Genomic DNA, 14237 nt, shown 5'->3' with positions numbered 1-14237 from the left:
TGATGGTTCGCCCTTTTTTTATACCCGGCATTTCTATCGATCAGTGGCGCTCCAGGGCGTTCACCAGATCATGGAAGGCTTCACGATTGGAGTCATTGAGCCCCATCAGAATCTTGTGGGCCTCCAGGACCTTGATCCGCACTACCTCCTCCGATTGATCCTGGGACGGTAGGTCGGTCAGGCACTCAGGACAGGGGATCGGGCGATCAACGATATTGAACACCTGATCGAAACCCATGGACTGCAAGAGCCGGGTAATGTCTTCGTGGGTGGTGACGACGGTGGGCAGCAGGCCGACCTTCTGCCGAGAAAGAATCGACAACTTGGCCAGCAAGCCCAGCGTGGTGCTGTCGATACTGCGGGTTTCCGTCAGATCGATCACGATCGCCGAGAAGTTCAGCGCAGTGAAGATCCGCTCAATAGTCGCATCCAGCGCCGAACAGAGGGTCAGGCGCACTTCACCGACGAATTTCAGGACAAAGGTGCCGTCCTGCTCGGCGAACTGGATTCTACCGGTACTCATCAAAGGTTCCTGCTCAACACTAACAGGGCGATATCATCCGGCATCTCCCCTAGCGTGGCCAATCCAAAAACTTGCCGCAGGCCATCCAGGCTGCCGCCCGCTGCCTTCACCCGTTCAGGCAAGGCTGCTTCTTTCTCTTTGAGTGTAGGCTCGGACAAAAGGTCCAGGATGCCATCGGACATCAACGTCAGGCTGAACACCGGCGGCAACTCCAGGACGTGGTCCTCGTAGGTTGCCTCGTTGAACAGCCCTACAGGCAAGCCACGTCCTTCCAGGTAACGCACGCTGCTTGGTGTATACAACACCGGCAACGGCAAATGCCCGCCAATGCTATAGGTCAACAAACCTGTCTCCTCGTCGATGACTCCACCGACCATCGTGACGTGTTTACCCAGCTTACAGCTGATAAGGCCGCGGTTGATATGGCCCAGGACTTCCGAGGGCTTGAACTCCGGTAGCGTGCCATTGCGCTTGGATTCGAACAACAGGCGCGTGGTCATGAACTTCAGCAGTACCGTGACGAAAGCCGAAGATGCGCCATGACCAGAAACATCTGCCAGATAGAACGCCACCCGACGTTCGTCGACACGGAAGTAATCGACGAAATCCCCCGACAGGTACAGCGACGGGATGATCTGGTGTGCGAAATGGAAGGCATCGATCGACCAGGGGCTGGTGGGCAGCATGTTCATCTGCACCTGGCGACCTGCGTTCTGGTCCTCCTGGAGCAGATTGAGACTCGCCTCCAGCTCCCGGTTGGCCGCTTCGAGTTTTTCCCGGTAACGCTGGTTCTCCAGGAGCAAGCGCGCACGGTCCAGGGCGCGACGTACCGAATGCTCAAGTACCGCCAAGTCTTCCAAGGGCTTGATCAGGTAGTCGGCAGCACCTAGGCGCAAGGCCTCGACCGCGTCGTTCATCACGCCCGCGCCCGACACCACGATCACCGGGGTTTGCGGCGACAGCTCGGTCACTTGACGGATAAGCTCGAGACCGCCCATCTGCGGCATGCGCAGATCGCAGATCACCAGATCGGGTTTGTCACGCTCGAATACCTGGAGACCCTGCTGGCCATTGGCGGCCTGCAGTACGCTGAAGCCACTGTCTTCCAAATAGGCCGCGAGACTCGCGCGTACTACTTCGTCGTCATCGATTATCAGCAGCGTGGCACTGGTTTTTTGCATGTGGGCAAACGGCGCCAGAATTAGGTTGGCGTAGGTGGCATGGCCCAAGGCCCGACGCACGCTACTGGATTCGCTTTCTAGCCACTCCGAACAGGGCCAGGACCTTGAGTCCTGCACGCCCGAGCATCAGAGGTGCCCTTCTAAGGCGCAGACGGTACTCCCATCCGCGGGGCGTTTCAAGCTCATGCCGATGGTCGCTTGACGTCTTTACACGGCAAATCACCGAGAGTTATAAAAACCCCTGGAACCGCAACTCAATCGTAGGATGGAGCCATGAATCAGAACCAGCGTGACTACAGTGAAAAGCGCGATTACATCCGGATGCGGGTGGATGCCGAAATCACGCTGATTCACCAAGGGCAGGTGATCGAAGCCGTTTGCATCGATCTTTCCAGCGGCGGCATGCAGGTCCAGGCGCCTCGCTCGTTCCAGGTCGGCGATCAATTAAGCGTACGCATCGATTCGGAGCATGCGGCGCTCAGCGGCCTTGAAGCGGACACCGAAGTGGTATGGGTCAAGCCATCTGAGAGCGGCCAGAAACTTGGCCTTACAATCCTTAAAATGAAGTGAACCTCTGCTCAATGAAAAAGGCGGCCCAATGGCCGCCTTTTTTGTTTCCAGCAAGAACTACGCAGACTTAAAAATCGTCTTCGACCTTGCCGTCCTTGACCTTGAATTCGCGGTTCTGCAGATACGCATTGCGAATGAAGGTGTACTTGTCGCCACGAATCAACTTGTCCGCCGCCAGCAGGCTGGCACGGGTATCGACCACATTCACGCCCATGGTGATGTTACGGGCCGGGATATCGTTGATGTAGCGATAAGGAGCGGTGTAGCTGTCGACATACTTGGCCGGCGCATCGCGCAAGGTGCTAGGCCCCAGCAACGGCAGCATCACGTAGGGGCCACTGCCGACCCCCCAATGGCCGAGCGTCTGGCCGAAATCTTCATCATTGCGCTGCAGGCCCATCTTGGTACCCACATCGAAGAAGCCGGCCACACCCAGGGTGGTGTTCATCAACAGCCGTGCGGTGTCGACACCCGCGGCATTGGGCTTGGCCTGGAGGATATCGTTGACCAGGTTGCCGACATCACCAATGTTGCGAAACATGTTGTGGATGCCATCTTCCAGAAACTGTGGCGTAACGGCCTGGTAGCCCTGGGCCAATGGCTTCAAGGCATAGGTATCCACGGTATCGTTGAACGTGAAGATGGGGCGGTTGACGCTTTCCCACGGATCTTCCTCGGCTGCCTGGGCGACCAGGGGAGCCAGTGTCACACCGGCACTCATACATAGTGGAACTAGATAACGGCTCCAGCGCATCGCGGGAAACTCCTTGGCTTGTTCTCTCGTGGGGCATGCCCAGAGGTTAGGCTCAGGAGTATAAAGCGGAAGAAGCCGTTTAGGCAGTACCGACGCAAGCGACCCGAGCAAATCGGCCGGGGCGTTCACCTCCCTGTAACCTGCATGTCATGTTCTCCAACTAGTTTTGGAGAGTATTTCAAGGACGCTGCCATGCCCCACGCCGAGCCTTCGGGCCTCCCCCATCGCCCCCTGACAGCAGTGCTTTTCGGGCTCAGCGGCTGCCTGGTGGACTTCGGCGCCCGCCTGCGCCTGCAATCCTCCATGCAACCTACAGCCGAACAAGCCCTGGCCACCCCTGGCGCGCTGGACACCCTGCACCACCTGCGCCAGCGAGGCATTCCCTGCGCCTGGCTCGAGCAGCTCTCCCCGGCCCAGGCCCGCCACCTGAGCGCCTCCCTGCCGGAATGGATCCACCCAGCGCCGAACGCCTGTAATCCCTGGCCCGCCCCGGATGCTTGCTGGCAAGCACTGATGGCACTCAAGGTCAAAGGCCTGGACGGTTGCGTCCTGGTCAGCGGTGAACCACACCTGCTGCAATCGGGGCTCAATGCCGGGCTCTGGACCATCGGCCTGGCATCCTGCGGCTCCCTGTGCGGCATGACGCCCAGTGAATGGCAGGCACTGGACCAGCAGGAGCGCGAGCTCAAGCGGGGCAAGGCGACGATGCAACTCTTCGGTTTGGGCGTGCACTCGGTGATCGATCACCTGGGCGACCTGAATACTTGCCTGGCGGATATCGAGCTGCGCCGGCTCAAGGGTGAAAAACCCTGACATAAGCCCGTTGATCAGGATCATGCACGGCGTTGGCGAGTGGATTACTCTAAATCCTGGGGGCATGGACCTTTGACCCTGGCTCGCGGTCCATCCCTGTGCCTATCAATGAAGGGAGAACGCCATGCCTGCCCGCGAACTGCAAGAACAACTCGACACCCTGCGCGAGCAATTGGAACAGAACCCACCGCTTTCGCCCGCCGAACGCGAGAACCTGCAGGAGCTGATGCAACAGATCGAAGTGCAGCTCAAGCTGGAGAGCAGCACCCATGACGCCAGCCTCGCCGATGGTGTCAACCTGGCTGTGGAGCGGTTCGAACTGGAACATCCCGCCATTGCCGGAACCCTGCGCAACATCGTCCAGACCCTGGGCAACATCGGCATCTGATCGACCAACGATCAAGCTCAAGCGAAAGCCCCGCCATGATGGCGGGGCTTTTCGTTTACTGGCGTACCAGGCGCTGGTTGGTGAAATCCATCGTTTCGGTACTGCGGTAAGGGTTGATATCCAACCCGCCGCGGCGCACGTAGCGCGCATAGACAGTGAGCTTCTGCGGCTTGAGCAGGCGCTGCAGGTCGAGGAAGATCCGCTCCACGCACTGCTCATGGAAGTCCGAGTGCTGGCGGAAACTCACCAGATAGGCCAGCAGGCTGGCGTGATCCAGGGCCGCACCACGGTATTGCACCACCACGCTGCCCCAATCCGGCTGGCTGGTCACCGGGCAGTTGGACTTGAGCAGATGGCTGTGCAAGCTTTCCTCCACCACCTGCGAGCTGTCGCAGCGCAGCAGCTCGGGACGCGGATGCTCATAGCTGTCGACACTGATATCCAGGTCGTCGATGCACACGCCCGGCAGCGCCACCAACCCCTGCGCCTCGACCTCACCCAAGCTGCGGACCCGCACGCCCACCGGCTTGCCCGCGGCAGCCGAAAGATCCTTGCCCAGGGTCGCTTCGAGCGTGGCCCGGTCGGCGAACGGCGTCTGGTTCAGCGAGTTGAGGTACAGCTTGAAGGACTTGGACTCGATGATGTTCGGCGAGTCGGCGGGAATACTGAACTCGGCGATGGCCACCACCGGCTTGCCCGAGGGCAACAGCCAGGACAGCTCGAAGCAATTCCAGAAATCCACCCCCTTGTAAGGCAAGGTCTCGGCGCTCAAGCCCAGCTCGGCCCATTTCGCTGCCCGAGGAATCGGGAACAGCAACGAGGGTGTGTAGGTGGAGATGTATTCACTGGATTTGCCCAGCGGCGAATGTTCGGCTGCGGGATGCATGGCGGAAACCTGACTGAAGAATCAGCGGATTCTAACAGCCTTTGCTCCGCCATTGAGCCCCAGGAGCCTACGGACTGACCGTCAACTTGCCCACCATCCCGGCCTGGTAGTGCCCTGGGATATTGCAGGCGAACTCCAGGCTACCGCTCTTGCTGAAGGTCCAGGTCAGCTCGGCCTGCTTGCCCGGCTCCACCAGCACGCTATTGGGATCGTCGTGCTGCATGCCCGGGGCCATCCCGGGCATGGCGCCATGCCCCATCGAGGCATGATCCATCGAGCCGTGCTCCATGGCCTTCATACCGGTGGGAGTCAGCATGCCACTCTGCTGCATCTGCAGCATTTCCTGCTGGTGCCGGGCATGCATCGCCGAATCGCCCAGGTTGAACTCATGCAGCAACTGCCCCTTGTTCACCAGTACGAATCGCACCGTCTCGCCAGCCTTGACCTCCAGCGCCTTGGGGGTGAACGACATGTCCCCCATCACCACTTCGATGCTGCGAGTGGCCTTGTTCGCCGGAGCCGGCTGGCCAAAGTCATAGGACGCCGCTGGCGACGCCCACAGCGGCGTAGCCAACAACATCAGGCAGCCGCCAAGAAAGGAACGGCTTTGCAACAACACACTTTGCATACTCATTATCAAACCCCAACAAGAACGGAATCGAGCTTGTGTCAAACTTTAGGGCCCCGCTGCTGCCGGCTGGCTGACAGCTAGATTACAACTTTGTCAGCTTTACCTGTGCAACGCCCCTGCAAGGTATAAAGCCGGGGTTCCATATGCCAAGAGTCCTGCCATGAAGCTACTGATCGTCGAAGACCAACCCAAGACCGGCCAATACCTGCGCCAGGGCCTGAGCGAAGCCGGCTTCAATACCGAACTGGTGGCGGACGGCACCACCGGCCAGCATCTGGCCCTGACCGGCGACTATGCACTGCTGATCCTTGATGTGATGCTCCCCGGCCGCAGTGGTTGGCAGATACTGCAAGCGGTGCGCAGCGCCGGCCTGGAGATACCGGTGCTGTTCCTCACCGCCCGGGATGCCGTTGAGGACCGCGTGCACGGATTGGAGCTGGGCGCCGACGACTACCTGGTCAAGCCCTTCGCCTTCTCCGAGTTGCTGGCCCGGGTGCGCAGCCTGCTGCGTCGTGGTGGTAGCGCCACCCAGGAAACCAGCCTGCAACTGGCCGACCTGCGCCTGGACCTGATCCGCCGCCGGGTGGAACGTGGCAACCAGCGCATCGACCTCACGGCCAAGGAGTTCGCCCTGCTGGAGATGCTCCTGCGACGCCAGGGCGAGGTCTTGCCCAAGTCGTTGATCGCCTCCCAGGTCTGGGACATGAACTTCGACAGCGACACCAACGTCATCGAAGTCGCGATCCGCCGCCTGCGCCTGAAGATCGATGACGATTACCCCAACAAGCTGATCCATACCGTGCGCGGCATGGGTTATGTGCTCGAAGAGCGCCAGGCCTGATGCGCCGCCTGTCCTTGAGCGGGCGCCTGGCGCTGCTGTTCGCGGCCTGTACCGCCGTGGTGTCGCTGCTGGCCGGGGTACTGTTCAGCCGCGCCAGCGAGGCGCACTTCATCGAGCTGGACCAACAACTGCTGGACAGCAAGCTGATCGCCCTGCGCAGTGCATTGCAGGATGTCACCACGGCGGCTGACTTTCCCCAGCACCTGGCCAGGTTGCAGGATGAACTGCGCCATCAACCAGACCTGGCACTGCGAATCGACGGCGCCGACGGCCAGGCCTGGCTCGACACCCTGCCCCCGCTCGACACCCCACTGCCCACCCCAGCTGGCCTGCACAGCCTGGACCTGGCCGGAACCGCCTACCGGATCTACAACGCGGCGCTGGTTCCCGGCCAAGCCAGCTCCCCCAGGCTGACCCTGATGCTCGACATCACCCATCACCAGCATTTCCTGCAACGCATGCAGAACCTGATCTGGCTCACCGTAGGGTTGTCAGCCCTGGCCACCGCCCTGCTGGGCGCCTGGGCCGCTCGCAGTGGCCTGCGTCCGTTACGGCGCATGAGTGTGGTAGCCGCCGGAGTTTCCGCCAGCTCACTGACCCAGCGCTTGCCGGCAGAGCAGATGCCGGCCGAGCTGGCGGAACTGGCCGGCAGCTTCAACGCCATGCTCGGTCGCCTCGACGAGTCGTTCCAGCGCCTCTCGGCCTTCTCCGCCGACATCGCCCATGAACTGCGCACGCCGCTGTCCAACCTCTTGACCCACACCCAGGTCACCCTGACCCGGCCCAGGCCTATCGAGGACTACCGCGAAGCCCTGCACAGCAATCTCGAAGAACTGCAGTGGATGGCACAGTTGGTCAACGACATGCTGTACCTGGCCAAGGCCGACCACGGTCTACTGGCCCCTCGACGCGAAATGCTCGACCTGGCCCATGAGACCGACGTGCTGCTGGAGTTCTACGGCCCCCTGGCCGAGGACGCGCAAGTCCACCTCAGCCGCGAGGGCAGTGCCCAGATTTCCGGGGACCGCAGCATGCTGCGCCGGGCCCTGTCCAACCTGCTGGACAACGCCCTGCGCTTCACTCCAGCCACTGGCTGGGTCAAGGTGCAAATCAGCGAAAGGCCTCGGGATTTGTGCCTGAGCATCGAGAACAGTGGCGAAGGTATCGCCAAGGAAGTCCTGCCGCACCTGTTCGATCGCTTCTACCGGGCCGATCCGGCGCGGCGCGAAGGCAGCAGTGAGCATGCCGGGCTGGGGCTGGCCATCACCCAATCGATCGTCAGGGCCCATGGCGGGCAGATCCATTGCGAATCGGGCCAGGGCTGGACTCGCTTCGTGATTGAGCTCCCGAAGAACACCTGACCCCTGTGCCACCCTCGCAGCACAGGGGTTCACGACTCAGGAGTAGCGCAGCGCCTGGGCCGGCTCGACCTTGGAAGCGCGCCAGGCCGGGTAGACGGTGGCCAGGAAGCTCAAGATGAACCCGGCGCTGCAGATCAACGCCACGTCACCGCCCTGCAGCTCCGAAGGCAGGTTGCTGACGAAGTACACATCCGAGCTGAAGATCTGCTGGCCGCTGATGCGCTCCAGCCACCCCACCAGCTCGCTCACGTTCAGCGCCGCCAGGACGCCCAGCACGCCGCCGATCAGGGTGCCGACGATGCCGATCACCGTCCCCTGGACCATGAAGATCGCCATGATCTGCCGCGGGGTGGCGCCGATGGTGCGCAGGATCGCGATATCCGCGCCCTTGTCGTTCACCACCATGATCAGGGTGGCGATGATGTTGAAGGCCGCCACCGCGACGATCATCAGCAGGAGCAGGCCGATCATGGTCTTTTCCATCTTCATCGCGCTGAACAGGCTGCCCTGGGTATGGGTCCAGTCATCGGCCCTGAAGTCCGCCCCCAGATCCTTGGCGATGCTCGCCGAAACCTGCGGCGCAGCGTACAGATCCTTCACCGCCAGGCGCACGCTCTGCACCTGGTTCGGCTGCCAGTGCTGCATTTCGGCGGCATCGGCCACATGAATCAGGCCCATGGAGCCATCCAGCTCGGCACCGACCTTGAATACCCCCACCACATTCAGGCGCTGCATGCGCGGGGTGATACCGCCGGGGGCGCTACTGACTTCCGGCACGATCAGCGTCAGCTTGTCGCCGACATTCAAGCGAAAGCGCCGGGCCGTGATCTCGCCGATCACCACGCCGAACTCGCCTGGCTTCAGGTCCTGCAGGCTGCCCTGGACGATATGCTGGGCGACGATGGAGACCTTGCCTTCCTGGGCCGGATCGATGCCGCTGATCTGGATCGGCTGCATCGCGCCCTTGTAGGACAGCATGCCCTCCATCTCAGTGAACGGCACTGCCGCGGTGACTTGTGGATTGCTCAGCGCCGCAGCGGCCACCGGCTGCCAGTCATCGATGGGCTTGACCCCGACGATGGTCGCATGGGGCACCATGCCAAGGATCCGCGAACTCATTTCCCGCTGGAAACCGTTCATCACCGAGAGCACCACGATCATCGCCAGTACACCCAGGGCAAGGCCGATCATCGAGGTCATGGAAATGAAGGAAACGAAGCGGTTACGCCGCTTGGCGCGGGTGTAGCGCGTGCCGATAAAGATCGATAAGGGTCGGAACATGGGCAAGGCACCCTGGAAAAATTAATGACCCGACGCCGCTGGGCTAACCACCGACGCCGCGTGCGGTCGCATCAGATTGCGACCAGGTGACCTTCTTGCAGGTGCAATACGCGATCCATCTGCCGGGCCAGGTTCATGTCGTGGGTCACCACCAAAAAGGCGGTGCGCATCGAGGTGCTGAGCTCCAGCATCAAGTCCTGGATGCCCTGGGCGGTATGGGAGTCGAGGTTGCCAGTAGGCTCGTCGAGCATCACCAGCCCAGGCTTGTTCACCAGGGCCCGGGCGATGGCCACCCGTTGGCGTTCGCCACCGGACAGTTCGGCGGGCTTGTGTTCCAGGCGATGACCGAGACCAACCCGCTCCAGCAGCGCCGTAGCCCGCTGCCGGGCTTCCGGGATCGGTGTACGGCCGATCAGCAGCGGCATGCAGACATTCTCCAGGGCGGTGAATTCCGGCAGCAGGTGGTGGAACTGATAGACGAATCCCAAGGCGCGGTTGCGTAGCTGGCCACGGGCCTTCTCACCCAGGGCCGAAAGCTCCTCCCCGGCCAGCCAGACGCTGCCCCTGGAAGGCGTATCCAGGCCGCCCAGCAAGTTGAGCAAGGTACTTTTACCGGAGCCGGAGCTGCCGACGATGGCCACTCGCTCCCCCGGGTGCAGCTCCAACTGCAGGCCAGACAGCACCACCACCGATTCCGGACCTTCCTCGTAGGATTTGCCCAGGTCGCGGCAGCTCAGGATTGCTTTTTCACTCATGCCCAACTCACTCATAACGTAGCGCCTCCGCAGGCTGGGTGCGCGCCGCACGCCAGGCAGGATACAGGGTGGCGAGGAAACTCAGGACCAACGCCGCGCCGCAGACCATCAACACGTCCTCGGCCATCAGCTGGGACGGCAGGTAATCGATGAAGTACACGTCGGCATTAAGGAATTTGTGCCCGATCAGGCGTTCGAGGCCGGCGATCGCAGCGCTGACATTCAACGCCGCGAGCATGCCCAGCACGGCGCCGATCAGGGTACCGACCACACCGATCACCGTGCCCTGGACCATGAAGATCGCCATGATGGTTCCTGGCGTCGCCCCCAGGGTACGGAGGATGGCGATATCGCCTTTCTTGTCGTTCACCACCATCACCAGGGTCGAGATGATGTTGAACGCGGCCACCGCGACGATCAGCAAGAGCAGCAGGCCGATCATGGCTTTTTCCATGCGGATGGCCTGGTACAGGTTGCCGTGGGTGCGGGTCCAGTCACGGGCGTAGAAATGGTTCTCGCCCAGCTCCTGGGCGATCTGCCAGGCCGTGCGCGGCGCCTGGAACAGGTCGTCGAACTTCAGCCGCAGGCCCTGGACCTGATCCGGCTTCCAGCGGTGCAGGCGCCCCAGGTCCTGGAGGTTGGTCAGGCCCAGGTAGCCATCGATCTCGCCGGCGCCAACGTGGAAGATGCCCACTACGATAAAGCGCTTCATGCGCGGGAACATGCCAGCCGGCGTCACCGAGACTTCCGGGGCGACGAAGGTCAGCTTGTCACCCAGGCCGACGCCCAGCTTGTTGGCGGCCTTGTCACCGATGACGATACCGAAACTGCCGGGCGCCAGGGCATCGAGCTGCCCCTGCTGCATGAAGTGGTCGATGATCGAGACCTGGCGTTCCTGGGCCGGATCGATGGCATTGAGCAGCACCTTCTGCACCTGGCCGTTGTTGGTCAACAGACCCTGCATCTGGGTGAAGGGCGCCACCGCCAGTACCTGGGGATTGGCCTTGACCTTGGCGGCCAGGCCTTGCCAGTCGCTGATGGGCTCGCCGGATTCGATAGTGGCGTGAGGCACCATGCCCAGCACGCGGGTGCGCATCTCATGGTCGAAGCCGTTCATTACCGACAGCACCACGATCATCACGATCACGCCGAGGGCGAGTCCGATCATCGAAGTCAGGGAAATGAATGACACAAAATGATTGCGGCGCTTTGCACGGGTGTAACGCGTGCCGATGAAAGCAAACAGAGGTCTGAACATGTCGGGGCTTGTTCGGAGGAAAAGAAGACGTCCTTGTGGCGGGGCCTGGTAAGCAGCTTTACACTCAGACCACTGCCTCTACCATGGGTTCGCCATGTCGACATTAGATGAAGAAGATCGCCGCGAATACTACCGTATCGAGGACGCGATCGCACTGGAAATTAGCCCCTTGTCCGCCCACGATGCGGCGAGCAAGGAAGTGTTGCAGGATGAGTCCGCACTGTTCAATCTGCTCAGTGAATTGCACCTGAGCGAATTCGAATCCCAGCACCTGTTGCGCCAGGTCAGCGAGCGCGATCGCACCCTGGCCAGCTACCTCAAGGTCATGAACAAGCGCATCGACCTGCTCGGCCAGGTAGTGGCCCAGACCGTGCTCGGCAAGTTCGGCGAGCCGCAACGGGTGATCCTCTCGGAGGGGGGCATCGAATTCGGCCACCACCAGAGCTACCCGGCCGGTAGCCACCTGGCGCTGAAACTGCTGCTGATGCCCCAGGCCCTGGGCCTGCTGTTGCGAGCCAAGGTCACCCACTGCGAGCCCCAGGGCTTCGGCACCTTTGAAATCGGCACCGAATTCGAAGCATTGACCGAGGCCCAGCGCCAGCTGTTGGCACGCTATATCATGCAGAAACAGGCCCAACAACGTCGCCTGGCCCGGGAACAGAACACTCCCGACACCCAATGAGCGCGCCTGACCCCTCTTAAAGGAACAACATCCGTGAAGGAGCAATTGTGACCCTGATCTATGGCCATCGCGGCGCCAAGGGCGAAGCGCCGGAAAACACCCTGACCAGCTTTCAGGAATGCCTCAAGCACGGCGTACGCCGCTGCGAGCTCGACCTGCACCTGTCCATGGACGGGGAACTGATGGTCATCCATGACCCGACCCTCAAGCGCACCACCGACCGGCGCGGCAAGGTCGTGGAGCACTCCGCTGCCGAACTGGTGACCTACGATGCACGCCGGGGCGGCCCGGGCTGGGTCAGCCCCTGCCCCATCCCGCGCCTGGAGGAGTTGTTCGAGAAATGCGACTTCGAGCACTGGCAGCTGGAGGTCAAGAGCGCCTCGCGCACCCGTGCCGCCACCACCGTACTGGCGATCCGGGAAATGGCCCAGCGCTTCGGCCTGCTGGACAAGGTCACCGTCACCTCGAGCTCCCGGGAGGTCCTCAAGGCCGCCGTCGAACTGACTCCGGACCTGTCCCGCGGACTGGTAGCCGAGTACGCCTGGCTCGACCCACTGAAGGTCGCCCAGAGCTATGGCTGCCAGATGCTTGCGCTGAACTGGACCCTGTGCACCCCGGAACGCCTGCAACGGGCGCAGCGCCAGGGCCTGCATGTGTCAGTGTGGACGGTCAACGAGCCGGCGCTGATGCGCAGGCTCGCCGACTTCGGCGTAGATAGCCTGATTACAGACTTTCCCGGTTTGGCCAGCGCCACCCTCGAGAATTACTGAAATCGGTCTCCCCGGCCGGCTCAGGCCACCGGCCGGAGCCGCTCAAAAAAGCCGGTTGAGGCCGTCGTACGCTGCCACCCGATAGGCCTCGGCCATGGTCGGGTAGTTGAAGGTGGTGTTGACGAAGTACTTCAGGGTATTGAGCTCGCCCGGCTGGTTCATGATCGCCTGGCCGATGTGCACGATCTCCGAAGCCTGGTAACCGAAGCAGTGCACGCCCAGTACCTCCAGGGTCTCGCGGTGGAACAGGATCTTCAGCATGCCCTGGGGCTCGCCGGCGATCTGCGCGCGGGCCATGCCCTTGAAGAACGCCTTGCCCACTTCGTATGGCACCTTGGCCTGGGTCAGCTCCTGCTCGTTCTTGCCGATCGAGCTGATCTCGGGAATGGTGTAGATCCCGGTCGGCACGTCGTTGACGAAGCGCCAGCTGCCGTTGTCGACGATGCTGCCGGCAGCGGAACGCCCCTGGTCGTGGGCGGCACTGGCCAGGCTCGGCCAACCGATCACGTCACCGGCGCCATAGATGTTCGGCACGCTGGTGCGGTAGTTCTCGTCCACCTCGATCTGACCACGGCCATTGACCTTGATCCCGATGTTCTCCATGCCCAGCTTGTCGGTGTTGCCGGTACGGCCGTTGCACCAGAGCAAGGCGTCGGCCTTGATCTTCTTGCCGGACTTGAGGTGCAGGATCACGCCGTTATCCACGCCCTCGACCCGCTCGTACTCTTCGTTGTGGCGCACGGTGATGTTGTTGTTGCTGAAGTGGTAGCTCAGGGCCTGGGAGATCTCGGAGTCCAGGAAGCTGAGCAACTGGCCGCGGTTGTCCACCAGCTCCACCAGCACACCCAGGCCGCTGAAGATCGAGGCGTATTCGCAACCGATCACTCCGGCACCGTAGACGATGAGCTTGCGCGGGGTATGGCCAAGGCTGAGGATGGTGTCGCTATCGTAGATACGCGGATGGTTGAAATCGATGTCCGCCGGGCGATAAGGGCGCGAGCCGGTGGCGATGATGATGTGCTTGGCCACCAGTTTTTCCACTACGCCATTGGCGCAAACCACTTCGACCGTCTGCTCGTCGGCGAAGCTGCCAGTACCGAAGAACACATCGACCCGGTTGCGCGCGTAGTAGCCGGTACGCGAGGCCACCTGCTTGGAGATGACTTTTTCCGCGCTCTTGAGCACGTCCGGGAAGGAAAACCAGCGCGGCTCGCCAATGGCCCGGAACATCGGGTTGGTGTTGAACTGCATGATCTGCCGGACCGAGTGACGCAAGGCCTTGGACGGGATGGTACCCAAGTGAGTGCAGTTACCGCCGACCTGGCGACGGCTGTCGACCATTGCCACCTTGCGCCCTGCTTTCGCGGCATTCATCGCCGCACCTTCTCCAGCGGGGCCTGAACCCAGCACCACTACGTCGTAGTTGTAGACAGCCATGCGTACTCCTCAGAACAGGCCGCGATGCCCTTCTGGCACCTACGGCTAAATCATGCCGCGGCCAGCGGCATGAAGGATCAATTTGGCTCGGTTACGAACCCGGGCA

At 61.8% G+C, this 14237-nt stretch carries 16 protein-coding genes; 7 read left to right on the top strand and 9 right to left on the bottom strand.

What is annotated here, in order from left to right; all coding sequences use genetic code 11:
* Positions 1-40 precede the first annotated feature (40 nt).
* Positions 41-523 carry an anti-sigma factor antagonist RssC gene (gene rssC / locus C4K39_RS10205; protein WP_068587814.1) on the bottom strand — a complete coding sequence of 161 codons (483 nt, stop codon included), beginning with the start codon at positions 521-523 and terminating at the stop codon, positions 41-43.
* Positions 523-1704 (bottom strand): two-component system response regulator RssB, encoded by a 1182-nt coding sequence (gene rssB, locus C4K39_RS10200; RefSeq protein WP_068587897.1) that lies wholly within the window; start codon positions 1702-1704, stop codon positions 523-525. Before rssB ends, rssC begins: the two co-directional genes overlap by 1 nt.
* Before the next feature lie 273 nt (positions 1705-1977).
* On the opposite strand from rssB, the gene C4K39_RS10195 reads away from it, so the two are divergent.
* On the top strand, positions 1978-2274 hold the full coding sequence (locus C4K39_RS10195; protein ID WP_068587816.1) for a PilZ domain-containing protein: 297 nt from the start codon (positions 1978-1980) through the stop codon (positions 2272-2274).
* 67 nt (positions 2275-2341) lie between these two features.
* Here the strand turns inward: C4K39_RS10195 and C4K39_RS10190 are convergent, their stop codons facing one another.
* A complete protein-coding gene (locus C4K39_RS10190; protein WP_068587818.1) occupies positions 2342-3028 on the bottom strand; it encodes an MlaA family lipoprotein in 687 nt (228 codons plus the stop codon).
* 192 nt (positions 3029-3220) lie between these two features.
* Here C4K39_RS10190 and pcrP point away from each other — a divergent pair, with 192 nt between their 5' ends.
* The gene (gene pcrP, locus C4K39_RS10185; protein WP_068587820.1) at positions 3221-3841 is read left to right on the top strand and encodes an HAD superfamily inactivated hydrolase PcrP; all 621 of its coding nucleotides are present in this window, start codon (positions 3221-3223) and stop codon (positions 3839-3841) included.
* Positions 3842-3965: 124 nt separating this feature from the next.
* On the top strand, positions 3966-4229 hold the full coding sequence (locus tag C4K39_RS10180) for a DUF4404 family protein (protein WP_068587822.1): 264 nt from the start codon (positions 3966-3968) through the stop codon (positions 4227-4229).
* Positions 4230-4284: 55 nt separating this feature from the next.
* On the opposite strand, the gene queF is transcribed toward C4K39_RS10180, so the two are convergent.
* Positions 4285-5115, bottom strand: coding sequence for an NADPH-dependent 7-cyano-7-deazaguanine reductase QueF (queF, locus tag C4K39_RS10175; RefSeq protein WP_124346276.1), 831 nt, complete (start codon positions 5113-5115; stop codon positions 4285-4287).
* Positions 5116-5182: 67 nt separating this feature from the next.
* Complete coding sequence (copI, locus tag C4K39_RS10170; RefSeq protein WP_124346275.1) at positions 5183-5749, bottom strand: copper-resistant cuproprotein CopI; 567 nt, start codon at positions 5747-5749, stop codon at positions 5183-5185.
* Between the two features lie 157 nt (positions 5750-5906).
* Between copI and C4K39_RS10165 the strand changes: the two genes are divergently transcribed.
* Together C4K39_RS10165 and C4K39_RS10160 are read left to right on the top strand one after the other, a co-directional pair.
* Positions 5907-6587 (top strand): heavy metal response regulator transcription factor, encoded by a 681-nt coding sequence (locus C4K39_RS10165; RefSeq protein WP_068587827.1) that lies wholly within the window; start codon positions 5907-5909, stop codon positions 6585-6587.
* Entirely contained in the window at positions 6587-7948 is a 1362-nt protein-coding gene (locus C4K39_RS10160; RefSeq protein WP_124346274.1) for a heavy metal sensor histidine kinase, read from the top strand. The genes C4K39_RS10165 and C4K39_RS10160 overlap by 1 nt, the downstream gene beginning before the upstream one ends.
* Positions 7949-7984: 36 nt before the next feature.
* Here C4K39_RS10160 and C4K39_RS10155 read toward each other — a convergent pair whose 3' ends face one another.
* The 3 genes from C4K39_RS10155 to C4K39_RS10145 form a co-directional block, all read right to left on the bottom strand.
* The gene (locus C4K39_RS10155; RefSeq protein ID WP_068587831.1) at positions 7985-9229 is read right to left on the bottom strand and encodes a lipoprotein-releasing ABC transporter permease subunit; all 1245 of its coding nucleotides are present in this window, start codon (positions 9227-9229) and stop codon (positions 7985-7987) included.
* 71 nt (positions 9230-9300) lie between these two features.
* Positions 9301-9984: a lipoprotein-releasing ABC transporter ATP-binding protein LolD gene (lolD, locus tag C4K39_RS10150; protein ID WP_164487274.1), complete on the bottom strand. Its 684-nt coding sequence runs from the start codon at positions 9982-9984 to the stop codon at positions 9301-9303.
* Positions 9985-9991: 7 nt separating this feature from the next.
* Positions 9992-11242 carry a lipoprotein-releasing ABC transporter permease subunit gene (locus C4K39_RS10145; protein WP_124346273.1) on the bottom strand — a complete coding sequence of 417 codons (1251 nt, stop codon included), beginning with the start codon at positions 11240-11242 and terminating at the stop codon, positions 9992-9994.
* 94 nt (positions 11243-11336) lie between these two features.
* On the opposite strand from C4K39_RS10145, the gene C4K39_RS10140 reads away from it, so the two are divergent.
* A complete protein-coding gene (locus tag C4K39_RS10140; RefSeq protein WP_068587837.1) occupies positions 11337-11924 on the top strand; it encodes a PilZ domain-containing protein in 588 nt (195 codons plus the stop codon).
* A gap of 47 nt (positions 11925-11971) precedes the next feature.
* Positions 11972-12694, top strand: a complete 723-nt coding sequence (locus tag C4K39_RS10135; RefSeq protein ID WP_124346272.1) for a glycerophosphodiester phosphodiesterase — start codon at positions 11972-11974, stop codon at positions 12692-12694.
* A gap of 42 nt (positions 12695-12736) precedes the next feature.
* On the opposite strand, the gene sthA is transcribed toward C4K39_RS10135, so the two are convergent.
* Positions 12737-14131, bottom strand: a complete 1395-nt coding sequence (gene sthA, locus C4K39_RS10130; RefSeq protein WP_031321327.1) for a Si-specific NAD(P)(+) transhydrogenase — start codon at positions 14129-14131, stop codon at positions 12737-12739.
* Positions 14132-14237: the final 106 nt, after the last annotated feature.

It is taken from the genome of Pseudomonas sessilinigenes, from assembly GCF_003850565.1.
GTDB classification, from domain to species: domain Bacteria; phylum Pseudomonadota; class Gammaproteobacteria; order Pseudomonadales; family Pseudomonadaceae; genus Aquipseudomonas; species Aquipseudomonas sessilinigenes.
Note: the sequence above shows the minus strand (reverse complement) of the source record. Positions and strands in the feature narration are given on the sequence as shown.